This is a genomic window from Streptomyces sp. SD15 (genome assembly GCF_054462255.1).
This window is the reverse complement of sequence record NZ_JBTLMO010000001.1, coordinates 245948-266666: the sequence shown is the minus strand read 5'-3', so window position 1 is coordinate 266666 and position 20719 is coordinate 245948. Positions and strand designations below refer to the sequence as shown.

The following is a 20719-nucleotide window of genomic DNA, read 5'->3' as shown; positions in this document are numbered from 1 at the left end:
GTGAGCGCAATCTCCCCTGCAGCTGCTCGTCGCCGATCCCACCTGTCCCGAAGGGCTCCGCCATGACCATCACCATGCCGACCACGACCGTCGAGGGAATCCAGCTCACGGTCACCCCGTTCCGCCCGGACGCCGTCATCGGCACGATGGGGCTGCCCACGCTGCTGCAGCTCGTCCCCTCGCCCAAGGCCGAGGAGGACAAACGGGCCCTGAAGTACGCGTCGGGCGCACTGCGCCGCCACGCTGAAGTGCGCGGCCTGGTGCAGCGCATGCTGAAGGCCACGCAGAAGGGGCGCAACGTCACCTCGTACGCCTCCTACATCGCCGCCGGCGTCAGCGGCGGACATGGCGCGGCCTGGTCGACGCCGCCCATCACGCTGTGGCTCGACGGGCAGCCCGGTGCGGTGAGCGAGGAGCTCATTGCCGGTAGCGGTATTCGCACGATCACGGTGCTGCCGGGCTCACCGGTCGTGGCCATCGACGGGGAGACGCAGGTCGCTGCCTGGCACGAGCTGTACGACAACCCCGAGCGATTCGCGACGACGTACGAGACGCTCGGCAGCGTACGGCTGCCCTTCGAGCTGTACTTCGGGCTCGGCGTCGAGGACGCCCGGCAGATCTTCTACGACCGCAACGTCGAGGGCGTACCCGTCGCGAAGAACCTCGCCATGTCCATGGACCAGCGGGACATCGGCACCCAGCTCGCGCACCGGATCGCCGAGTCGGTGAAGGTCGAGCACGACGGGAAGGTGGTCCCCTTCGGGAAGCTGGTGCAGGCGCGCAAGCGGCAGCTGACCAAGACCGATCCGGAGCTGGTCACGCTCTCCGCGCTGCGCGTCCTCGTCATCACCGCGCTGCACGGACGCGGTGGCCTCGGGCTGTCCTCCGCCACCCTGCACGCCGAGGATCTGCCCGACGGTGTGGGCAGCGACAGCGCCGAGCGCCGTCTCCTGCCGCTGCTGTCAGCAGTGGTCTCCCGGCTCTATCCGCACTTCGCCGCACGTACGGCTGTCTCCGCGCCCGCTGTCCTCGCCGGCATCGGGATCGCCGCTCACCAGGCCACCGGCTGGGCCACCTCCGGGCAGCCGCTCTCGGAAGACGACCTGTTCGCGCTGCTCGACTCGGTGCGCTGGGAGCGCGAGGCCACCTACTGGGACGGCGTCGCCGCCTCCGCGAACGCACAGGGGACGCTGAACTTCGGCGGTGGCGCGAAGGACTCGGGCGGCCGTGTCGCCGATGCGCTCCTGTACCCCGACAGTGAGCACGGTCGCAAGATCCGCGGCTGGTAGGGCGAGCTCGATTCAGCTCACTCCACCTTGGCCCCGGCCGCACAGGCCTGAACGATCCGCAGTTCCCGCCCATGACTGACGACGAGGAAGAGGTACACATGAGTACGTCCGCAGAGATCGCAGCGCTGGTCGGTTCGGCCGTCATCAACTCCATGGTCGGCGACGTGTGGACGTACGCACGTAGTCGGTGCGGTGTCCTGCTCGGCCGGCATGCACCCGACGAAAGCGACCGCGTGCTTGCCCGGCTGGACGCCTACCAGCAGGCCGTTGCCGCCGCAGGTCCTGATGAGTTCCCGGTCGTCGCGGCGGACTTCGAACGCCTCGTCGTGGAGATCTTCGGGGCCGTTGCAGCGCGTTCGCGTGAGGCAGCGGAGGCAGTTCAGGCCCTCACCGAGGAGCTGAAGACGGCTCCCTCGCAGGGGGGCGCGCACAGCAATCTGACGTACCGGAACGTCAAGGCCGGCCATGACTTCATCTGGAGCGGCAACAACACCCACATCTCGGGGGAGAAGTGATGGACGAGAACCTGTATCAGGACTTCGGAGGCTCCGCAGACGAGCCGCAGCAGCAGTCCACGCCTGAATTCGCTCCTCACTTGGAGGGCGTCCAGGCGGGACACGACGTACTCGTCTCCGGTGGCGACATCCGGGTCACCAACTACGTCGCGGAACTTGCGCACCTGCGTCCGCACCTGATCGACCGGGGCGCCGTGCTCGGCAGCCACCTCTTCGTGGAGCCGCCCGTCCACTACGGCAAGGCACCCGCGCATGCCTTCCCCGGGGCCGCCCCACTGGCCAACAGCGTGCGTGTGCTGCTCGGAAGGGAAGCGTCCGGGCGGCGTACCGCCGCACTCCGCATGCTGGATCTCATGCTCCCTGCCGGGCAGCGGATCTTCGAGCTGTTCCCGGACTGGGAGGAGCCTGACGTCGCACGGCTCCCGTCCGAGCCGGAGACGGGGTACCTCCTGAATCTCTCCGGGGTGCAGGAGCCGCTCGGGGAACGGTTTCACGACCAGCTTGACGAGTACGCACGACGGGTGGCGGCGCAGGACACGAAGCTGGTCGTCGTTGTAGGCGAACATGTCTGGAACAAGGGTGAGGAGAGTGGCCGGACCGCCCCTGTCACGGTGTTGCGGGTCGGACGGCCCGATGTGCGGAAGGTCGCGCTGCGGCGGATCGGTGACGATGCACATCAGGCCGGTCGTATGGCATGGCTGCAGGACACCTCTGGTGTGTTCGCCGGTCTTCTGAGCGGCGACGAGCCGCCTGTCGAAGGCGTACGCCTCGCGGAGATCATCCTGCAGGCCACCTCCGTCCACGATGCACAGGCTCGTGACCGTTTCCTGGGTTGGGAAGAGCGGCTCGCGGCATGGTTCGGGAGCAGTGACGGGAAGGCACCGGAGCACCGTGCCCTGCAGATCGCGGCCGCTTTCCTTGACGGAAGCTCGGCACGCACCGTGCTGGATGCTGCTGACGCACTGCTTGCCGACTCCGGTATCAACTGGCCCGCCCGGAAAGGCGGTCCGCTGGCCGGAGCCGATGACACCCAACGGTGTGCCGTGGCCGACGTGGACTTCGCGATGGACGGAACGGTGTCCATCGGTAAGCCCAGGCCCGGCATCGACCGGGCGTTGCTCCGGCATGTCTGGCGCAAGCGGCCCCAGTTGGTGCCCATCCTGACGCGCTGGCTCTGCGAGATCAGCAAGCCCGGCGGCATCGCGGACGCGAGCCTTGGCCGCCTCGCCGAGTCGCTTACGTACATCGCGGAATCCGAAGGCCCCAGTGCCGTTCTCGACCTCACGCACGACTGGCTGCTCACCGGTAAGGCACGCCATGTCGACCTGGCTGTCGACGTCTTGGACCGGCTGTCGGTCGAGCAGTCGCTGGGTTCTTCCGTGCGCAAGGAACTGAGCGCGTGGGCCAAGGCGGTGACGCGTCCTGAGCGGCAGCGCGCGGTCGTCGCCGTGTGCCGTGGGCGTCTGGGGCGGGAGTACACGAGCATCGCGCTCACGAGGCTCCGGTACGTCCTGGACCGGGCGCGCGATCCGCAGGTACGCCAGGAGGCCGAGGGGGCATTGCGGGAACTGCTCACGAACGAGTTGGTGTCGGCGCGCGTGCTGCAGACGCTGGTTGCGTGGGGGGCCGGGCAGGACCTGGACCTGGAGGCGCCCAGCCGGGAGGCATTCCTCAAGGTCTTTGTTCGGGACACCGCAGCCGGTGCCGCGGATCCGACGGTCGCCCTGCTTACGGCCGAGGGGCCTGAAGGCCGCGTCGTACGGCAGCTGTTGAAGCAGGGCTGGCGTACGGTGTGGCGGCGTCCCGAGGCGCGGGGAGAAGCGGCGAACGTACTGGGATCGTGGTGCGACGCGGCCGATGAGGGTGAGCTGCCCGCCGAGGCCGTGGAGGAGATCGTCGCCGTGGTCTTCACAGAAGAAGCCGACTCGCTCGGCGACGACCTCGACAAGGTCATCGGTGGAGCAAGCGTCTTCAGGAAGCGGCTGCGCGCGAGGTTCGTCGATGTGGTCCGTGAGACCGCTGCCCGCCGTTCGGCCACCGACACGGGACAGGCGGCGTGAGGAGGCGATGATGTTCCGTCGATTCAAGTCCGGGGCCGACGAGCTGAGGTGGGGGAAGTCCGCTGCGATCTTCCCCATCCGGCTCGAGAGCGCCGATCGCGGACTGTGCTTCGATGCTCGATTCACGTACGAATGGAAGCCTGTCGCCGGAACCGGGCCGTTGCTGCACGGTGATGCGGTGGCCCAGACCCTCTTGGGGAGTGCGGCTGCGGCAGTGGCGAGGCAGTACGAGATCTTCTCGGTGGGCGCAGCTCAGGCCGCGGTCAATTCCGCTCTGTCGAGGGAGATTTCTACCGATCCGAGACTGCTGGTGACCGGGGTGGCTGCTTTGAGTACCACCGAGGAGACGGCCGCGGCGGCTCGAGGGCGTCGACGGGCCGTGGAGCGACTGCGGGCTGACGAGGCCGTCATGACGGAGCAGTTGGAGATTCTCCGCGAGCGGCTGCTCGACCACAGGCTCGGCCTCGCGTGGTGGATCGACCGCTACGCCGACCTGCAGTTCGCTGCGGGGGACCCCGCAGCGAAGGCCGAGGCAGTGGTGTCCGCCTTCGAGACACTCACCCGTGCTTTGCGCGCCGATCGCGCGGACGCCGTGCCCGATGAGAAGTCCATGATCCGCGCGCGCGTGGAAGAGCTGCTTACTGCTCTCGAGGACCCGGCAACAGGGCAGCGGGCGGCGGATCTGTTGGAGGTCATCATCCACACGCTGATGCCTGCGTCGGCATCGAACGCTTCCGATTCTCTCGTATCGCGTTAGTCCGCACCCGCCTCCACCGGCTTGGGAATCAGCAACGACGTTGCCGACGCCGCCACATCAGCACCAGTCCGGCGATCTACGGCGCGACTTCCCCACTTGGTCGCCGCCCGGATACTCACCGCAGCGCTTCCATCTCCACCTGGCTGGCACCCTGGCCGCCGTGCGGCAGGCGAGTCCGTGCCGGACGGCTACCGCTACGACCTGGCCGACCCGGCCCCGGCCGTCGGCGGAGTGCGCCTGGCTCTCGGCGTCGAGGCAGTCAGCACGCCCGTCTTCCTCGGCTTCACCATGGCCCGCCACATCCTGGGCCGCGCGGTGCTGACCGCCACCGCCGAGACCTCCGCTTGACCGCCAGGCCGCCTACAGCTCACACCGAGCCGTAGGCGGTGACGCGGATCACCGACAACACCGCGGAGAAGGGGGCTCCGAACGAGAGGCTGATCGGGTCCGGCCTCCGTGTTCGCCGAAGGATTTTGCTGAGGCATTTCGCCGAAGGGCGAGGAGTGTCCGTGCCGGAGTCCACCACGCTGAGCCGTGCGACCGTTCACGTTTTCGCCGTCATTGAGCACGCCAACCGCCGCATCCGCATCCTCGGCGCGACCGCCCACTCCACCGCGTACTGGGTCACCCGGGCCGCCAGGAACACGGTCATGGACCTCCAGGACGCCGGCGCCAGCGTCAGACACCTGAATCGAGGTCGTCACCGCCGGTGTCCGCGTCACCCGCATGAACTCGATCATGGAACGCTGGGCGTGGACCTGTCGGCACGAGCGCGAACTACTCGACCGCACCCTCATCTGGGTCCGGGCCCGCCTGCTCCACGCGCTCGCCGAGTTCGAATCCTTCTGCGACGAGTACAGGCCTCACTGCACCCTGCGCAGCGCGGCGGTCCTGCGGCCGGTCCACGAACCGACGACCGGCCCCGAGCGATTCGAGCGATTGAGCGTCCAGCGACGTGATCGACCCGGCGGGCGATGCCTGCATCACCGTGAGATCGCATTTTTAAGTTAATTAGCAATTAATATTGACAGGCTCGAGGGGTCCGGCCACAGTTTTCGCCGTGGCACCGACGCCCCGCACGACCGGAGCGGTGTGCCCAAACACCCCAACTCTCCGGAGACTTCAGTGGCTTCACATAGTGCAGGGATGGCGCGACTGCGGCGGACCGCGGTGGCGCTCGGTGTCGTGGTGCTGGTCGGGTCGGCAGTTCCGGCGGCACACGCCGCGGGCGAACAGGGTGCGCCGCAGTACTACGACAGCGGCCTCGCCCCTGCGCCGTACATGGGATGGAACACCTACTACGGGCTCGGCGCCCCGACGGAGGACCAGGTCAGAAAGATCGCCGACTATCTCGTCAGCAGCGGGCTGCGCGACAGCGGCTACAACATCGTCTGGCTGGACGGCGGCGTGCTGGCCGCCTTCCGCGGAGTGGACGGCCGCGTCCACCAGACCGAGCTCTGAGCTCCGCGCGCTCGCTCCGCCTCACCCCGCTCCATCTGGTTTCACCTGGTTTCATCTGGCTTCACCTGGTTTCACCTGCGTCAACCCGTACCACCCCGCACCATCCGGCACCAACAGGTGTGCCTCCGGGCCTTGTTCGGCCCGGAGGCACACCCTCCGATAAATAAATTAGTAATTAATCTTGACGAAGCTCGGACCCCTGCGACAGGCTGTGCCTGCCGAACTCAGAGCCGGGCCGTCAGGGGGCCTCAGCTCCGTTCCGTGGGCACAAGGGAGTGCACAGATGACCGCCTTCAACGCCACCCGCCGCAGACTCCTCGTAGGAGCAGGCGCAGTCGGCGCCGGCGCGCTGCTCAGCGGCTGCGTCACCCAGAGCCCGTCCGCCTCCGGAGGAAAGTCCGGCGGCCCGGTGACCCTGCAGTCCAACCTCTCCTCCCCGCAGGCCAAGACCGCGATGCAGGCGATCGTCGCCGCCTTCGAGAAGCGCGGCGACGCCAAGGCGCAGCTCAACACCGTCGCGTCGGAGACCTTCCGCACCCAGCTGCCGACCTACCTCACCTCGGCCAACCCGCCGGACGTCTACAGCTGGTACCCCGGCTCCGTCGCCGAGTCGTACGCCAAGAAGGACCTGCTCCTCGACCTCGACGACATATGGGAGAAGCCCGAGCTCTCCGGCTACTCCGACGCGCTGAAGAAGCTGTGCACCTCGGCCTCCAGCGGCAAGAAGGTCTTCGTGCCCACCAGCTACTACTGGTGGGGCATGTTCTACCGGAAATCGAACTTCGCCAAGTGGGGCGTCAAGGAGCCCAAGACCTGGGACGAGTTCCTCGACCTGTGCGACAAGCTCAAGAGCAAGGGCGTCGCCCCGATCGGCCTCGGCGCCGGCGGGGACACCCCCTGGGTCGCCTCCGCCTGGTTCGACTACCTCAACATCCGCGTCAACGGCGCCGCGTACCACCGCGAGCTCCTCGCGGGCAAGCACCGCTTCGACGCCCCCGAGGTCCGCAAGGTCTTCGACAAGTGGGACGAGGCCCGCCCGTACTTCGACCCCAACGGCACGGCCATCCCCTTCCAGGACGCCACCACCTCCCTCCTCCAGGGCCGCACCGGCATGATGCTCATCGGCACCTTCTTCGCCGACGCCGCCCCCAAGGACGCCCTGGGCGACCTGGACTTCTTCCAGTTCCCCATCATCGACCCGAAGGTGCCGGTCGCCGAGGAGGCGCCCACCGACGGCTTCTTCGCCAGCGCCCGCACCAAGCGCGCCGACGGGGTCAAGGAGCTGCTGCGCTACCTGGCCACCGCCGAGTCGCAGGAGCTCTACCTCAAGAGCGGCTCCGGCACCACGCTGCCCACGCACCCCGACGCCAAGGACGCCGGCACCCCGCTGGTCCTCAAGGGGCGCAAGCTCATCGAGAGCGCCGCCGATCTGACCCAGTTCTTCAACCGGGACTCCAGCGACGCCCTCCAGCCGACCGCCGACACCGCGCTGGTGCACTACCTGGCCAAGCCCAAGGAGATCGGCTCCATCCTCACCACGTGGCAGCGCAGCGCACAGAAGATCTGGAGCCAGTGACAATGGCGCTGATCGGCTCCACACGACGGTCCAGGGCCACGCGGGTGCCCCCGGTGGTCCTGGCCTTCGTCCTCGTCCCGCTGCTCGCCGAGGCGTTCTGGGTCTTCTGGCCGGCCCTCCAGGGCTTCTACCTCTCCCTGACCTCCTGGGACGGCCTGGGGGCCCCGGAGTTCGTCGGCCTCGGCAACTTCAGCGAGATGCTGCACGACGCGGTCTTCCGCACCGCCGCGATCAACACGGTGCTGTGGCTGCTGCTCTTCGGCGGGCTCTCCGCCGCCCTCGGGCTCGGTGCCGCGCTGCTGCTCCAGCAGGAGCGGCGCGGCATCGGGTTCTACCGGGCGGCGCTCTTCCTGCCGGTGGTCTTCTCACTGGTCGCGACCGCGCTGGTGTGGCAGGCCATGTACCAGCCGGACGGCCTGATCAACAACGTGCTGGAGGGCATCGGCCTCGGCGGTTGGAAGCACGCCTGGCTCGCCGACCAGGACACCGCCTTCTACGCGGTCATCGTGCCCGCGCTGTGGCGCCAGGTCGGCTATGTGATGGTGCTGTACCTGGCCGGCCTCAAGGGCATCGACCCCGTGTTGTACGAGGCGGCAAAGGTCGACGGCGCCACCCGCCTGCAGCAGTTCCGGCACATCACCCTGCCACAGCTGAGCAGCGTCAACGCGGTCGTCCTGTCGGTGATCGTCATCGACTCGCTGCGCTCGTTCGACGTGGTGTGGGCGCTCACCCGCGGCGGCCCCTACCACTCCTCCGAACTGCTGAGCACCTACATGTACTCCACCGCGTTCCAGTCCCTGCGTCTGGGATACGGCTCCGCGCTCGCCGTCGTGATCTTCGTGCTGGCCTTCGGCGTCATCGCGAGCTACCTCGTGCGCGCCTTCCGGGAGGCCGACTGATGACCGCCACTGACGCGACCGCGCATGTCAAGGACGCCGAGGGCCCGGCGGGCCGGGCCGGCCCCGCCAAGGTCGCGGCGCCCCGCCGCCCTGTCCTGAGCGGCCGTGCCCTGCGCACCACCGGCTTCCACCTCACCGCGGGCCTGCTGTCCGTGCTGTGGCTGCTGCCGATCGTCCTCGTGCTGGTCACGAGCACCCGGACGTTCGACGACATCGCCGCGCACGGCGTCGGCAGCTGGCCGCACTCGTTCACCTTCGACAGCTTCCGCCAGGCGTGGGTGGACGGCGGCCAGCAGCGTGCCCTCATCAACAGCTTGCTGGTCACCATCCCCACCGTGCTGCTCTCGCTCGGCCTCGCCTCCATGGCGGCCTTCGCGCTCAGCCGCTACGACCTGCCCTTCCGGCGCGTCCTGTTGCTGCTCATGCTCGGTGGCAACCTGCTGCCTCCGCAGATCCTGCTGATCCCGGTCTCCAAGCTCAGTGAAGTGCTCGGCATCTACGACCAGTTGTACGCCCTGATCGGCGTGCATGTCGGCTTCGGCGTCGGCTTCTACGTCTTCGTCCTGCACGGCTTCATGCGGGCGATCCCCGGCGAGATCCAGCAGGCCGCCGTGATCGACGGCGCGAACCCGTGGCAGATCTACTGGCGGATCATCCTGCCGCTGGCCCGCCCGGCGCTGGCCGCGCTGACCGCGCTGTCGTTCACCTGGATCTTCAACGACCTGCTGTGGGCCATCACGGTGCTGCGCACCGACACCCAGATGCCCATCACCGCCTCCCTCATCGGGCTGCAGGGCCAGTACGTGTCCATGTGGAACGTGATCGCGGCCGGCTCGGTGATCGCCGCCGCCCCGACGGTGGCCGTCTTCCTCCGCTTCCAGCGCTACTTCGTGGCCGGACTGAACCTCGGAGCCGTCAAGTGACCCCGCACGACCGGTGGCTGCTGCGCACCGACACCACCGCCTACGCCGTCACCCTCGGCGGCGACGGCCGCTGGGCCGAACTCGCGGCCTGGGGGCCGCACGGCGTCGAGGACGGGCCGTCGCCCATGGACTGGTCGCGGCGCACCCACTTCATCATCCCCGCCGACGCCGCCCCGGCCGAGTACATCCCGTACGGGCTGCGGCCGTTCACCGGCGCCGACCTGATCGCCTCCCGCCCCGGCGGCGACCGTGGCAGCTGGTGGCGGTTCACCGGCGCCACGCAGGACGGCGACCGGGCGCTGCGCCTGGAGTTCGCCGACGACCTCCTCGGCCTGCGCACCACCCTCCACTACGAGACGGTGCCCGGCACCGACGTCGTCCTGCGCTGGACGGAGCTGACCTGCACCGGCGAGGACGAGGTACGCCTGGAGCGCTTCGACTCCGCCGCCGTCAACGTACCCGTGCAGGGCGGTGCGCGACTGACGTACCTGGCGGGCCAGTGGTCCCAGGAGTTCCAGCTCAAGGACGTGGAACTGGAGCGAGGGCGCTTCGAGATGGAGAGCACGCAGGGCTCGGCCGGGCACGCGTACCACCCTTGGCTCGCCGTCCAGGACGCCGCCGCCCCCGCCGAGGGCGCCACCCCCACCTACGGTATCGCCCTGGAGTGGTCCGGCAACTGGCGGATCACCGCCGACGCCGAGCCCGGCGGCGCCGTACGGGTGCGCGCCGGCCGCGTGCCCCACGAGGGCGCGGTCCGCCTCGCCCCTGGCGCCACCCTCGTCACGCCCCGGCTGGCCTGCGCCTTCAGCCCGGACGGGCTCGACGGGCTGGCCCGCGTGTGGCACCGCTACGAGCGGCACCTCACCGGCGAGCGCATCGACCGGCCCCGCAAGGTCCTCTACAACTCGTGGGAGGCGACCGGCTTCGATGTCGACGCCGCCGGGCAGCTGGAGCTCGCCAAGACGGCCGCGGAACTGGGCGCCGAACTCTTCGTCGTCGACGACGGCTGGTTCACCAGACGCCCCGACGACACCGGCGGCCTCGGCGACTGGGACCCGGACCCGGCCGAATTCCCCGGCGGGTTCGACGGGTTCGTCGAGGACGTCCGCGCCCTCGGCATGGACTTCGGCCTCTGGGTGGAGCCCGAGGGCATCAGCCCCCGCTCCAGGCTCTACGCCGAGCACCCCGACTGGGTGTACCGGATCGAGGGCCGGCCCGCGACGCTCGTACGCAACCAGCTTCTCCTCGACCTCGGCCGCGAGGACGTCCAGGACTTCGTCATCGGCACCCTCGACCGGCTGCTCGGCTCGTACGCCATCAGCTACCTCAAGTGGGACATGAACCGGCCGCCCACCGAGCGCGGCCGCCCCGGCCACCCCGCGGGCCCCGACCCCGAGCTCCAGGACCTCGACGCCGCCCACGTCGCCGGCTACCTGCGCGTCCTGGACCACCTGCGCACCGCCCACCCGCACGTCACCGTCGAGGGCTGCGCCGGCGGCGGTGCCCGCGTCGAGCACGCCACCCTCGCCCGCACCGACGTGGTGTGGCCCAGCGACAACACCGCGCCCATGGACCGGCTGCGCATCCAGTACGGCTACCTCCACGCGCACGCCCCGCACACCATGAGCTCCTGGGTCACCGACGCCCCCGGCGTCTTCGACCCGCGCCCCCGCTCCCTCGCCTTCCGGTTCGTCAACTCCATCGCCGGAGTCCTGGGCATCGGCGCCGACATACGCCACTGGACGCCGCAGCAGCGCGCCGAGGCCACCGAGTGGATCGCCCGCTACAAGGAGATCCGCGACATCGTCCACCACGGCGAGGTGAGCCTGCTCGGCAACCCCGCCGACCCGACCTGCGGCATCCAGTACGAGGAACCGGGCGGTGCCCGCCTGGTGGTGACGGCCTGGAACACCGGCCCGCTCGACGGCGCGCCCCTGGTGCCCGGCCGGGCCGCCCGGCTCCGGCTGCGCGGCCTGAGGCCGGACGCCGTCTACACCGACACCGCGACCGGCACCCGCTACCGCGGCGCCCACCTGCTCCACTTCGGGTTGCCGTTCGCCTGGACCGCCGGACACGACGCGGAGTTGACCGTCCTGGCCCGGCAGTGACGACAGCGGAAGAATCTGCACCCCACCTGCATCTCGAACATCTGCACCCCACCTCCCTCTCGAACAGGAGACGATCCACCCCATGAACGCAGCCGCCCGCTTCAGCAACCGCGTCGCCGTTGTCACCGGCGCCGCGTCGGGCATCGGCGCGGCCTCCGCGGCACGCCTCGCCGCGGAGGGTGCGGCCGTCGTCCTGGTCGACATCGCCGCCGAACGCGGCGAGGAGACCGCCGAGCGGCTGCGCAAGGACGGGGCCCGGACCCTCTTCGTCGCTGCCGACGTCGCGAACGAGGACGACTGGCAGCGGGTGATCACCGCCGCCCACAGCTTCGGGCCCGTGGGCGTCCTGGTCAGCAACGCGTACACGGTGGCGGTCGCACCGGCCCACGAGACCAGCCTTGCCTCCTGGGAACGGCAGCTCTCGGTCAACCTCACCGGCGCCTTCCTGGGCGTCAAGGCGACACTGCCCGACCTGCGCGAGCACCAAGGGTCCGTGGTGCTGGTTTCCTCCGTCCACGCCCACCGGGGCATCCCCGGCCACCCCGCGTACGCCGCGAGCAAGGGAGCGCTGCTGTCGCTGTGCGGCCAGCTCGCCGTCGAGTACGGCCCCGAGGTCCGCGTCAACGCCGTGCTGCCGGGACCGATTCTCACCGCCGCCTGGGACCGGGTCCCGCAGGCCGACCGCGAGCTCAGCATCACCGAGACCGCGGCCCGCCGCTTCGGCACCCCCGAGGAGGTCGCCGCCGCCGTCGCCTTCCTCACCGCCGACGAAGCCTCCTACATCACCGGATCGAGCCTGCTCGTGGACGGCGGCTGGAGCGTCACCAAGGCCTCCGCCTGAGGGAACCGACCACTCCAGCCACCGACCGACCAGCAAGAAAGGCAAACACATGCCGCCCTACGCACGCCGCGGAGTGCACGGCCAGACCGTGGAGACCCTCGCCCGCCGGGTGCTCAGCGGCGAGATCCCCGAGGGAGCGACGCTCGACATGGCTGCCCTGCAGAGCGAACTGGACGTCAGCCTGACGGCCCTGCGCGAATCGCTCAAGGTGCTCGCGGCCAAGGGCATGGTCGACGCCCGGCAGAAGCGCGGCACCTTTGTCCGGCCCCGCTCCGACTGGAACCTGCTCGACGCCGACGTGCTGCGCTGGCAGTTGTCCGAGAGCAACAGCACCGGCGCCGACCCCGCGCTGCTCCGCAACCTCGGCGAGGTCCGCGGCATCATCGAACCCGCCGCCGTGCGGCTGGCCGCGGCCCGCCACACCGACGCCGACCTCAAGGCCTTGGAGGCGGCACTGACCGCAATGGGCCAGGAGGGCAGCGCAAGCGACGCCGTCGAGGCCGACCTCGCCTTCCACCGGGCGCTGCTCGCGGCCACCCACAACGAACTGCTGGAACGCATGGAAATGGTCATCGAGTCGGGCCTGGCCCACCGCGACCAGCTCGTGCACAGCGCCCCGCACAGCGAGGACCCGGTCCCCAGCCACCGAGCCGTCCTCGACGCCGTGCGCGACCGGGACCCGGACGCCGCGGAACACGCCATGCGCGCCCTGCTCGACCAGGCGACGCGCGACCTCGACAAGCTCAGCGGCCCGTCCGCGCCCGAGGGCGCGGACGGCTCCGCCGAGGAGAAGGACGGCCAGTCACAGTGAAGATCGCGCGCGTCGAGACCTTCCTCGTCCCGCCCCGTTGGCTGTTCTGCCGCATCGAGACCGACGACGGCGTCGTCGGCTGGGGCGAGCCGGTGGTGGAGGGCCGGGCCGAGGTGGTCCGGTCAGCCGTCGAGGTGCTGGCGGAGTACCTGGTGGGCCAGGACCCGCTGCGCATCCAGGACCACTGGCAGGTGCTCAGCAAGGGCGGCTTCTACCGGGGCGGGCCGGTCCTCTCCAGCGCCGTCGCCGGCATCGACCAGGCCCTGTGGGACATCGCGGGCCGCGCCCTCGGGGTGCCGGTGCACACCCTGCTCGGCGGCCCGGTCCGCGACACCGTCCGGGTATACGCCTGGGTCGGCGGCGACGAACCCGAGCGGCTCAAGGAGGAGGTCACCGCCCAGGTGGAGGCCGGCTTCACCGCCGTCAAGATGAACGCCGCCGGGCGCACCCCGCCGATCGGCAGCCCCGCCGAGACGGCCGCCGTCGTCGAGCGCATGGCGGCCGCCCGCGAGGCCCTGGGCCCGCACCGCGACATCGCCGTCGACTTCCACGGCCGCTTCAGCGCCGCCAACGCGCGGCGTGTGCTCCACGAGATAGCCCCGCTGCACCCGCTGTTCGTCGAGGAACCCGTCCTGCCCGAGCAGGCACACCTGTTGCCCGGGCTGGTCGCCGCCTCGTCCGTGCCGCTGGCCACCGGCGAACGGCTCTACGGGCGGGCCGACTTCCTACCGGTGCTGACCGCGGGCGTCGCCGTGGCCCAGCCGGACCTGTCGCACGCCGGCGGGATATCGGAGGTCACCCGGATCGCCTCGCTCGCCGAGACCTTCGGGGCCCACCTGGCGCCGCACTGCCCGCTCGGTCCCATCGCGCTGGCCGCCAGTCTCCAAGTCGCCTTCGCGACGCCCAACTTCCTGATTCAGGAGCAGAGCCGGGGCATCCACTACAACAAGGACGCCGACCTGCTGTCCTACCTGGTCGACACCGAGCCCTTCCGCTTCGTCGACGGCCAGGCGCATCGCACCGGACTGCCCGGACTCGGCATCGCCGTCGACGAGGACGCGGTTCGCGCCGCCGACCGGTCCGGCCACGCCTGGCGCAACCCCGTCTGGCGGCACACCGACGGCTCCTTCGCCGAATGGTGAGCGCCACGCGGCTGCCCGTCCGCGTCGCCACCGACCCGGACCACGGCGGACGCTGGACGTCGCTGACCGCGGGCGGCCGCGAGTGGCTGTGGCACCGCGACGAGCCCCGCCGCCGCGTGGTCCGGCCCGGAGACCCCTTCGCCGACGCCGGCGGGCTGGAGGAGTGCGTGCCCACCGTGCGCGGGCTGCCCGACCACGGGGACACCTGGTCGCGGCCTTGGCGGAGGGCGGGGGAGGAAGACGTCGCGGAGTGCCCCGACTTCCGCCTGACCCGACGCATCGGCGAGCGAGGGGACGCGGTCGTCGTCGACTACACGCTCGCCGCCGAGCCTGGCTACCGCTTCGTGTGGGCCGCCCACGCCCTGCTGGACCTCTCCCCGGCCGCCCGGATCGGCATCGTCGGACCGGCGGTGACCCGGCTCTACCCGGACGAGGGCGACCGCTGGGTCGCCGGTAACTGGCCCAGCGTCGACGGCGTACCGCTGGACCGGCTCGGCCCGGACGACGGGAGCGCCGTCGGAGCGGTCGTCCTCACCTCCCGGGTGTCCGTGCACGACGGCGCCGACACGCTGCACCTGTCCGTCGAGGCCGACGGACAGCCGGTCGCGGTCGCCCTGTGGCGCAACCTCGGCGGCTTCCCCCAGGGAGCGCCGTACCGCTCGATCGGCGTCGAGCCGATGCTCGGCCGCGTCTTCGACCGTGCCGCGGCGGACGACGGCGACACCGCCGTCGTGCCGCCGACCGGAGAGGTCGCCTGGCGGCTCACCGTCACCGCGACCCGCCGCCCCTGAACCCCCATCACCAGAAGGGAATGTCGGATGAACCTGCTCGCCGCGCTGCGCGCCCACCGGCTGCTCGCCATCGTCCGCGGCAGCGACCCGGACGCCGCACTGACCACCGTGCTCACCCTCGCCGAGGAGGGCGTCACTCTCATCGAGGTCTCCCTCTCCGGGCGCGACGCGCTCGACGTCATCGCGCGGGCCCGCGCCGCGCTCGGCCCCGACGCGACGCTCGGCGCCGGAACCGTGCTCAGCTCCGACGACGCCCGGGCCGCCCAGAAGGCCGGGGCCGCCTTCCTCGTCACCCCGGGGGTCAGCGACGGCATCGCCACCGGGCGGGAACTCGGACTCCCCGTGCTCGCCGGAGTGATGACGCCCACCGACGTCCTTCAGGCACGGCGGCTCGGCGTCGACGCCCTCAAGCTCTTCCCGGCAGGCAGCGCCGGGGGCCCCGGCTATCTGCGTGACCTGCGCGGCCCCTTCCCGGACCTGCCCTTCGTGCCCGTCGGGGGAGTGGACGCGGCGGCGGCCGCCGACTACCTGCGTGAGGGAGCCACGGCTGTCGGCGTCGGATCGCCCCTGATCGGCGACGCCGCCGCGGGCGGCGACCCCACCGCCCTGCGCGAGCGCGCCCGCGCCTTCCTGGACGTCGTCCGCCCGGAGGCCCGCCCGTGACCGCCCCCGCGGTCCTGGGGACCGACCGGCTCGAACTGGGCGAGGGCATCCGCTGGACGGACGGCCGCGCCGTGCTGACCGACATCCTCACCGGCCGGCTGCTCGCCGTGCCCGACGGGCCCGACGCGCCGCTCGCCCCGATCACCCAACTGCCCTGCCCGCTTGGCGCCGTGGCACCGGTGGAGGGGCGCCCCGGCCACTGGATCGCGGCTGCGGGCACCGGCATCTGCCGCATCGACCCCGAGGGCCGCGTCGACTGGATCGCGGGCCCCGAGGACGGCGCACCCGTGCCGATGCGGATGAACGACGGCGTCGCCGACCCGCACGGCCGTTTCTGGGCGGGCAGCATGGCGTACGAGGCCACCGAGGACGCGGGCTCCCTCTACCGCCTGGACCGCGACGGCCGCGTCACCCGCGTCCTGCGGGACGTCACGATTCCCAACGGCCCGGCCTTCAGCGCCGACGGCACCGTCATGTACCTCGCCGACAGCGCCCGGGGCGTCATCCGCCGCTACCCGGTCGACCCCGTGAGCGGCGACCCGGGCACCCCCGAACCCTTTGTCAGCCTCGGCTCCGGCAGCCCCGACGGCATGACCACCGACATCGAGGGCTGTTTGTGGACCGCCGTCTGGGGCATCGGGCAGGTCCACCGCTACCGCCCCGACGGCAGCCTCGACCGGATCGTCGACCTGCCCGCCGGGCAGCCCGCAGGACTCTGCCTCGGCGGCCCCGACGGCCGTACGCTCCTCGTCACCAGCGCGCAGATCGGCCTGGCCGCCCCGGGACCCCTCGACGGTGCCGTCTTCGCGGTCCGGGTGGACGTCCCCGGCGCCCCGACCGCCCCGTACCGCCCGGCGGTCCCCTCCGTTCCGGCCCCGGCGGCGGAACGCGCCGACACACGCTAGGAAGCCCACCATGAGCACCCACCGGCCACTGCGCCCCGGCCCCGTGGTCTGCGTCGGCGAGACCATGGCCGCCCTCGCCCCCGACCCCCTCGGGCCGTTGGACGGCGCCGACCTGCTGCGCGTCGACATCGCGGGCGCCGAGTCGAACGTCGCCCTCTACCTCGCCGACCACGGCATCCCCGCCCGCTGGGTCTCCGCGGTCGGCGACGACCCCTTCGGCCGCCGCGTCCGCGCCCGGATCGCCGCGGGCGGCGTCGACGTCAGCGGCGTCCGCACCGACCCCGAGCGGCCCACCGGACTGCTGCTCAAGGACCCGGGCGCGCACGGCACCCGCGTCCACTACCACCGCGCCGGATCCGCCGCCTCGGCCCTCACCCCCGACGTGCTCGACGACCCGGCGGTGGCGGGTGCCGCGCTCGTCCACCTCAGCGGCATCACCCCCGCCCTGTCGCCCGGCTGCCGCGCCCTCGTCGAACGCGCGCTGCGCCCCGACCGCCCGTGGCCCGTCAGCTTCGACGTCAACCACCGCCCCGCGCTGTGGGCCGGACGCTCCGCCGCCGACGTGTTGCGGCCGCTCGCGGACCGGGCCGACATCGTCCTCGTCGGCCTCGACGAGGCCCAGGCCCTGTGGGGGGACGGCATCACCGACGCCGAACGGGTCCGGGACCTGCTGTCCGGCCCGCGCGTCCTCGTCGTGAAGGACGGGGACCGCGCCGCCACCGCCTTCGTGGGGGCCACTGCCCGCAGCGTGCCCTCCCTGACCGTGCGCGTTGCCGAACCGGTCGGCGCCGGCGACGCCTTCGCTGCCGGATTCCTCAGCGGCCTGCTGCGGCAGCTGCCTGTGGACCGCGCCCTGCGGCTGGGCCATCTGACCGCGGCCTCGGCCCTGAGGGTCGCCGCCGACCACGGCCCGCTGCCGGACCCCGCCCTCGTCGCGGCGCTCCTGGACGCGGACGAGGCGACCTGGCGGGCCGCCGTGATCGACTGATTCCCCCGGACGGGACCGTCCGGGGTGCCTCCTCCCGCGGAGTGACGTGTCGCGGCGGACCGCCGGGTTACCGTGCGGCCCATGCACACGGTCGATCTCACTGTTCACAGCGAGGAGTTCACCGCCGATGCCCACCCCGTCCACGCGAGGCTCTCAGCCCTCCGCGCGGGCGGGTAGCCGCCATCCCGGGCGCGGGAAGTGGCAGGTGTAGCCGTCGGGGTAACGCTCCAGGTAGTCCTGGTGCTCGGGCTCGGCCTCCCAGAAGGGGCCGACCGGCTCGACCTCGGTGACGACCTTGCCCGGCCACAGTCCGGAGGCGTCCACATCCGCGATGGTGTCCTCGGCGATCCGCTTCTGCTCGTCATCCACGTAGTAGATCGCCGAGCGGTAGCTGAGACCGATGTCGTTGCCCTGGCGGTTCTTGGTGCTCGGGTCGTGGATCTGGAAGAAGAGCTCCAAGATCGCGCGGAAGTCGGTCTTCTCGGGGTCGAAAAGGATCTCAATGGCCTCCGCGTGGGTCCCGTGATTACGGTACGTCGCGTTCGGCACGTCACCCCCGGTGTATCCGACCCGGGTCGCCGTCACGCCCGGTTGCCGGCGGATCAAGTCCTGCATTCCCCAGAAGCATCCGCCCGCCAGCACGGCCCTCTGTGTCTGCGCTGCCATTTTGGCCCCTCCAATATCCGTCGCCTGGGTCGCTCGTGCTGCTCGGCTCGGCTCGCACACCGTCGGCATCCCGTACCCTCTGGCTGCATCAACGCGTGAGGGTTCCAAACAATTTCTGTACCCGCCCAACCGGCCCCGCGGCCCCGCGCTGTTCTTCACATGTTCGTCCTGTCAACCGCCGCGGTCGGGGTCAGTTCGATGGTGCGGGGTTCAGGCGATACCGCCATTGGCGTAGAGCACCTGGCCGTTGATCCAGCGGCCCGGCCCGGCCAGGAACGCGACGGCTTCGGCGATGTCGGCCGGGGTGCCGAGGCGTTCCATCGGAGACTGGGCCGCGATGCCGTCGATGACCTTTTGCGGTTTGCCGTCCAGAAACAGCGGCGTGGCAGTCGGGCCGGGCGCAACGGCGTTCACGGTCACATCGCGGCCGTGCAGCTCGCGGGCCAGGATCAACGTCATCGCCTCGACAGCGCCTTTGGTGGCGGCGTAGGCGCCGTAGGTGGGCTGCTGCAGCCGGGTCACGGACGTGGAGAAGTTGACCAGTGCGCCGCCGGGGCGCAGGGCGCGGGCGGCGAGTTGGGACACGACGAACGTCCCGCGCACGTTGGTGCGGTGCATGCGGTCGAAGTCGGCAAGATCGAGCTCTGCGATCGGTGCCAGCTGCATGACGCCGGCCGTGTTCACGACCACGTCGACACCGCCGTACAGCTGCTCGGTCGTCGCGAAGAGCGCTTTCATCTGGTGTTCGTCGGCGACGTCGCCGACGATCGCGGTCGCGACCCCGCCGGCTGCCGCGATGGCGGCCACGACCTCCTTGGCGCGGGACTGGTCGCTGCCGTAATGCACGACCACGGAGAGGCCGTCGGCGGCCAGGCGTTCGGCGATGGCGCGGCCGATGCCTCCGGAGGCGCCGGTGACGATCGCGACGCGTGGTGCGGTTTCGGTGGTGCCTTCCATGGGGTTGTCTCCCGTCATTTATGGACCATCCGTCCATAAAAAAATGTAGACCGATTGTCCATATACTGCAAGCCTGAAGGAAAAGAGGGGAGGGCAGATGGAGGAACCGAAGGTGCCCATCAGGCGCGGCCGCGGCCGTCGGCCGGCTGCGCAGGTGCGCCAGGCGGTGCTGGAGGCCGCCGGTGCGATGCTGTTCGAGGCAGGACTGGCCGAGATCACCTTCGAGAAGGTGGCCGCTCGCGCCGGGGCGAGCAAGATGACGTTGTACAAGTGGTGGTCCTCGCCGGGGGCCCTGGCCTTCGACGCCTACTTCACAGCCGTCGAGGACACCCTCATGTTCGCCGACAGCGGTGACATCGAGCGCGACCTCACCGCCCAGCTCCACGCCTTCGTCGGCCTGCTCACCGAACCACCCGCCGGACCCGTGATCGCCCAACTCGTCGGCGCGGCGCAAACCGACCCCGCCCTGGCCGCAGCCCTGGCGACGCACTACACCCACCCGCGCCGCCGGCTCGCGGTCGACAGGCTCACCCGAGCGCAGCGCGTCGGTCAGATCCGCACCGATGTCGACCCCCAGGTGGTCGTGGACCAGCTCTGGGGCGCCTGCTACCACCGCCTCCTGCTGCCGGACGAGGCGCTCGACACGGCCTTCGCCGACGCCCTGATCCGCAACCTGCTGCGCGGCATCCAGGAGTGAGGCGGGTGGGCGTCAGCTGGACCGCGTTGAGGTGCTCGCGCGTCGGCCGCACACCACGGTCGGCTGCTGCGCGGCACACTGGCGCGGTCGCCCGGTCGCCCGGTCGCCCGGTCGCCCGGTCGCCCGGTCGCCCGGTCGCTCACCGCGGGCCGGCTCGGTGCGGCCCTGGCGGATGCGCCGGGCGCGTCCTGGACTTTCCGCGGCGAGGCACACCAGCGGACGGCAGGTCGGCACGCTGTTCGGCGCCGTTTGCGCGCCGCGAGCCCACCGTGGTGCGCGGACCGCACGCCGGCGGCGTCGGCGGACTGGACGCGATCCGGCGGACGGCGATGGTCGCGGCGCGGGAACTGCCACGCAATCACCTGCGACCGCCACCCAGAAGCAGTGACGACTCTCCCGACGGCTCCAGGGTCAGTGCCTCCTCATCTTCCGTACCTGCTCGGCGGCCTTCTCCGCCAACTCGTGCGCCTGGCCGCTCAGCCTCTCGCCCCGGCCTTCCCGCTTCGTGGACTTGTCGCCCGTGGCCTTGCCGAGGGCTTCCTTGAGCCTGCCCTTCAGCTGTGTCGTCTTGGCCTTGCCTTTGCTCATCAGGATCGCTGTCCTCTCGGATCCGGCGGGGTGCGGCCCCGGTGGGCCTGCATCTGTGTTCACCCTGCGCCCGCCCGCGGGA

General features: G+C 71.0%; 20 protein-coding genes and 2 pseudogenes. 19 read left to right on the top strand and 3 right to left on the bottom strand.

Annotated elements, in window-relative coordinates; translation table 11 throughout:
• Window positions 1-62: 62 nt before the first annotated feature.
• From ACX28W_RS01185 to ACX28W_RS01100, 18 genes and pseudogenes are all read left to right on the top strand, one after another.
• Window positions 63-1289 (top strand): DNA sulfur modification protein DndB, encoded by a 1227-nt coding sequence (locus ACX28W_RS01185; RefSeq protein ID WP_458996855.1) that lies wholly within the window; start codon window positions 63-65, stop codon window positions 1287-1289.
• A gap of 98 nt (window positions 1290-1387) precedes the next feature.
• Window positions 1388-1804: a hypothetical protein gene (locus ACX28W_RS01180; protein ID WP_458996854.1), complete on the top strand. Its 417-nt coding sequence runs from the start codon at window positions 1388-1390 to the stop codon at window positions 1802-1804.
• Window positions 1804-3864 carry a hypothetical protein gene (locus tag ACX28W_RS01175; RefSeq protein WP_458996853.1) on the top strand — a complete coding sequence of 687 codons (2061 nt, stop codon included), beginning with the start codon at window positions 1804-1806 and terminating at the stop codon, window positions 3862-3864. The genes ACX28W_RS01180 and ACX28W_RS01175 overlap by 1 nt, the downstream gene beginning before the upstream one ends.
• A gap of 7 nt (window positions 3865-3871) precedes the next feature.
• The gene (locus ACX28W_RS01170) at window positions 3872-4621 is read left to right on the top strand and encodes a hypothetical protein (RefSeq protein WP_458996852.1); all 750 of its coding nucleotides are present in this window, start codon (window positions 3872-3874) and stop codon (window positions 4619-4621) included.
• 240 nt (window positions 4622-4861) lie between these two features.
• Window positions 4862-4969 (top strand): annotated as a pseudogene (locus ACX28W_RS01165) (YbhB/YbcL family Raf kinase inhibitor-like protein); the annotation flags it as partial.
• 378 nt (window positions 4970-5347) lie between these two features.
• Window positions 5348-5632: an integrase gene (locus ACX28W_RS01160; protein WP_458996851.1), complete on the top strand. Its 285-nt coding sequence runs from the start codon at window positions 5348-5350 to the stop codon at window positions 5630-5632.
• Between the two features lie 135 nt (window positions 5633-5767).
• Window positions 5768-6028, top strand: a pseudogene (locus ACX28W_RS01155) (glycoside hydrolase family 27 protein); the annotation flags it as partial.
• 337 nt (window positions 6029-6365) lie between these two features.
• Window positions 6366-7658 carry an ABC transporter substrate-binding protein gene (locus ACX28W_RS01150; RefSeq protein ID WP_458996850.1) on the top strand — a complete coding sequence of 431 codons (1293 nt, stop codon included), beginning with the start codon at window positions 6366-6368 and terminating at the stop codon, window positions 7656-7658.
• Window positions 7659-7660: 2 nt separating this feature from the next.
• Complete coding sequence (locus ACX28W_RS01145) at window positions 7661-8557, top strand: carbohydrate ABC transporter permease (RefSeq protein WP_458996849.1); 897 nt, start codon at window positions 7661-7663, stop codon at window positions 8555-8557.
• Entirely contained in the window at window positions 8557-9480 is a 924-nt protein-coding gene (locus ACX28W_RS01140; RefSeq protein WP_458996848.1) for a carbohydrate ABC transporter permease, read from the top strand. The genes ACX28W_RS01145 and ACX28W_RS01140 overlap by 1 nt, the downstream gene beginning before the upstream one ends.
• Window positions 9477-11588, top strand: coding sequence for an alpha-galactosidase (locus tag ACX28W_RS01135; RefSeq protein WP_458996847.1), 2112 nt, complete (start codon window positions 9477-9479; stop codon window positions 11586-11588). Before ACX28W_RS01140 ends, ACX28W_RS01135 begins: the two co-directional genes overlap by 4 nt.
• Before the next feature lie 82 nt (window positions 11589-11670).
• A complete protein-coding gene (locus ACX28W_RS01130) occupies window positions 11671-12429 on the top strand; it encodes an SDR family NAD(P)-dependent oxidoreductase (RefSeq protein ID WP_458996846.1) in 759 nt (252 codons plus the stop codon).
• Window positions 12430-12478: 49 nt separating this feature from the next.
• Window positions 12479-13240, top strand: a complete 762-nt coding sequence (locus ACX28W_RS01125) for a FadR/GntR family transcriptional regulator (protein ID WP_458996845.1) — start codon at window positions 12479-12481, stop codon at window positions 13238-13240.
• On the top strand, window positions 13237-14382 hold the full coding sequence (dgoD, locus tag ACX28W_RS01120) for a galactonate dehydratase (RefSeq protein WP_458996844.1): 1146 nt from the start codon (window positions 13237-13239) through the stop codon (window positions 14380-14382). The genes ACX28W_RS01125 and dgoD overlap by 4 nt, the downstream gene beginning before the upstream one ends.
• Window positions 14376-15173: a hypothetical protein gene (locus ACX28W_RS01115; protein WP_458996843.1), complete on the top strand. Its 798-nt coding sequence runs from the start codon at window positions 14376-14378 to the stop codon at window positions 15171-15173. Before dgoD ends, ACX28W_RS01115 begins: the two co-directional genes overlap by 7 nt.
• A 27-nt stretch (window positions 15174-15200) precedes the next feature.
• A complete protein-coding gene (locus ACX28W_RS01110; RefSeq protein WP_458996842.1) occupies window positions 15201-15836 on the top strand; it encodes a bifunctional 4-hydroxy-2-oxoglutarate aldolase/2-dehydro-3-deoxy-phosphogluconate aldolase in 636 nt (211 codons plus the stop codon).
• The gene (locus ACX28W_RS01105) at window positions 15833-16741 is read left to right on the top strand and encodes an SMP-30/gluconolactonase/LRE family protein (protein ID WP_458996841.1); all 909 of its coding nucleotides are present in this window, start codon (window positions 15833-15835) and stop codon (window positions 16739-16741) included. Before ACX28W_RS01110 ends, ACX28W_RS01105 begins: the two co-directional genes overlap by 4 nt.
• A gap of 10 nt (window positions 16742-16751) precedes the next feature.
• Window positions 16752-17729 (top strand): sugar kinase, encoded by a 978-nt coding sequence (locus ACX28W_RS01100; protein WP_458996840.1) that lies wholly within the window; start codon window positions 16752-16754, stop codon window positions 17727-17729.
• Window positions 17730-17882: 153 nt separating this feature from the next.
• On the opposite strand, the gene msrA is transcribed toward ACX28W_RS01100, so the two are convergent.
• Window positions 17883-18395 carry a peptide-methionine (S)-S-oxide reductase MsrA gene (gene msrA / locus ACX28W_RS01095; RefSeq protein ID WP_266590675.1) on the bottom strand — a complete coding sequence of 171 codons (513 nt, stop codon included), beginning with the start codon at window positions 18393-18395 and terminating at the stop codon, window positions 17883-17885.
• A 210-nt stretch (window positions 18396-18605) separates the two neighbouring features.
• Entirely contained in the window at window positions 18606-19352 is a 747-nt protein-coding gene (locus tag ACX28W_RS01090; RefSeq protein ID WP_458996839.1) for an SDR family oxidoreductase, read from the bottom strand.
• Window positions 19353-19449: 97 nt separating this feature from the next.
• On the opposite strand from ACX28W_RS01090, the gene ACX28W_RS01085 reads away from it, so the two are divergent.
• Entirely contained in the window at window positions 19450-20049 is a 600-nt protein-coding gene (locus ACX28W_RS01085; RefSeq protein ID WP_458996838.1) for a TetR-like C-terminal domain-containing protein, read from the top strand.
• Window positions 20050-20460: 411 nt separating this feature from the next.
• On the opposite strand, the gene ACX28W_RS01080 is transcribed toward ACX28W_RS01085, so the two are convergent.
• Window positions 20461-20637 (bottom strand): CsbD family protein, encoded by a 177-nt coding sequence (locus ACX28W_RS01080; protein ID WP_458996837.1) that lies wholly within the window; start codon window positions 20635-20637, stop codon window positions 20461-20463.
• Between the last annotated feature and the right edge of the window lie 82 nt (window positions 20638-20719).

What these genes read in the sequence shown, in the direction of transcription:
- ACX28W_RS01185 (WP_458996855.1), top strand. Translation starts at nt 63, where the DNA reads ATGACCATCACCATGCCGACCACGACCGTCGAGGGAATCCAGCTCACG.
- ACX28W_RS01180 (WP_458996854.1), top strand. Translation starts at nt 1,388, where the DNA reads ATGAGTACGTCCGCAGAGATCGCAGCGCTGGTCGGTTCGGCCGTCATC.
- ACX28W_RS01175 (WP_458996853.1), top strand. Translation starts at nt 1,804, where the DNA reads ATGGACGAGAACCTGTATCAGGACTTCGGAGGCTCCGCAGACGAGCCG.
- ACX28W_RS01170 (WP_458996852.1), top strand. Translation starts at nt 3,872, where the DNA reads ATGATGTTCCGTCGATTCAAGTCCGGGGCCGACGAGCTGAGGTGGGGG.
- ACX28W_RS01160 (WP_458996851.1), top strand. Translation starts at nt 5,348, where the DNA reads ATGAACTCGATCATGGAACGCTGGGCGTGGACCTGTCGGCACGAGCGC.
- ACX28W_RS01150 (WP_458996850.1), top strand. Translation starts at nt 6,366, where the DNA reads ATGACCGCCTTCAACGCCACCCGCCGCAGACTCCTCGTAGGAGCAGGC.
- ACX28W_RS01145 (WP_458996849.1), top strand. Translation starts at nt 7,661, where the DNA reads ATGGCGCTGATCGGCTCCACACGACGGTCCAGGGCCACGCGGGTGCCC.
- ACX28W_RS01140 (WP_458996848.1), top strand. Translation starts at nt 8,557, where the DNA reads ATGACCGCCACTGACGCGACCGCGCATGTCAAGGACGCCGAGGGCCCG.
- ACX28W_RS01130 (WP_458996846.1), top strand. Translation starts at nt 11,671, where the DNA reads ATGAACGCAGCCGCCCGCTTCAGCAACCGCGTCGCCGTTGTCACCGGC.
- ACX28W_RS01125 (WP_458996845.1), top strand. Translation starts at nt 12,479, where the DNA reads ATGCCGCCCTACGCACGCCGCGGAGTGCACGGCCAGACCGTGGAGACC.
- ACX28W_RS01115 (WP_458996843.1), top strand. Translation starts at nt 14,376, where the DNA reads ATGGTGAGCGCCACGCGGCTGCCCGTCCGCGTCGCCACCGACCCGGAC.
- ACX28W_RS01110 (WP_458996842.1), top strand. Translation starts at nt 15,201, where the DNA reads ATGAACCTGCTCGCCGCGCTGCGCGCCCACCGGCTGCTCGCCATCGTC.
- ACX28W_RS01100 (WP_458996840.1), top strand. Translation starts at nt 16,752, where the DNA reads ATGAGCACCCACCGGCCACTGCGCCCCGGCCCCGTGGTCTGCGTCGGC.
- msrA (WP_266590675.1), bottom strand. Translation starts at nt 18,395, where the DNA reads ATGGCAGCGCAGACACAGAGGGCCGTGCTGGCGGGCGGATGCTTCTGG.
- ACX28W_RS01090 (WP_458996839.1), bottom strand. Translation starts at nt 19,352, where the DNA reads ATGGAAGGCACCACCGAAACCGCACCACGCGTCGCGATCGTCACCGGC.
- ACX28W_RS01085 (WP_458996838.1), top strand. Translation starts at nt 19,450, where the DNA reads ATGGAGGAACCGAAGGTGCCCATCAGGCGCGGCCGCGGCCGTCGGCCG.
- ACX28W_RS01080 (WP_458996837.1), bottom strand. Translation starts at nt 20,637, where the DNA reads ATGAGCAAAGGCAAGGCCAAGACGACACAGCTGAAGGGCAGGCTCAAG.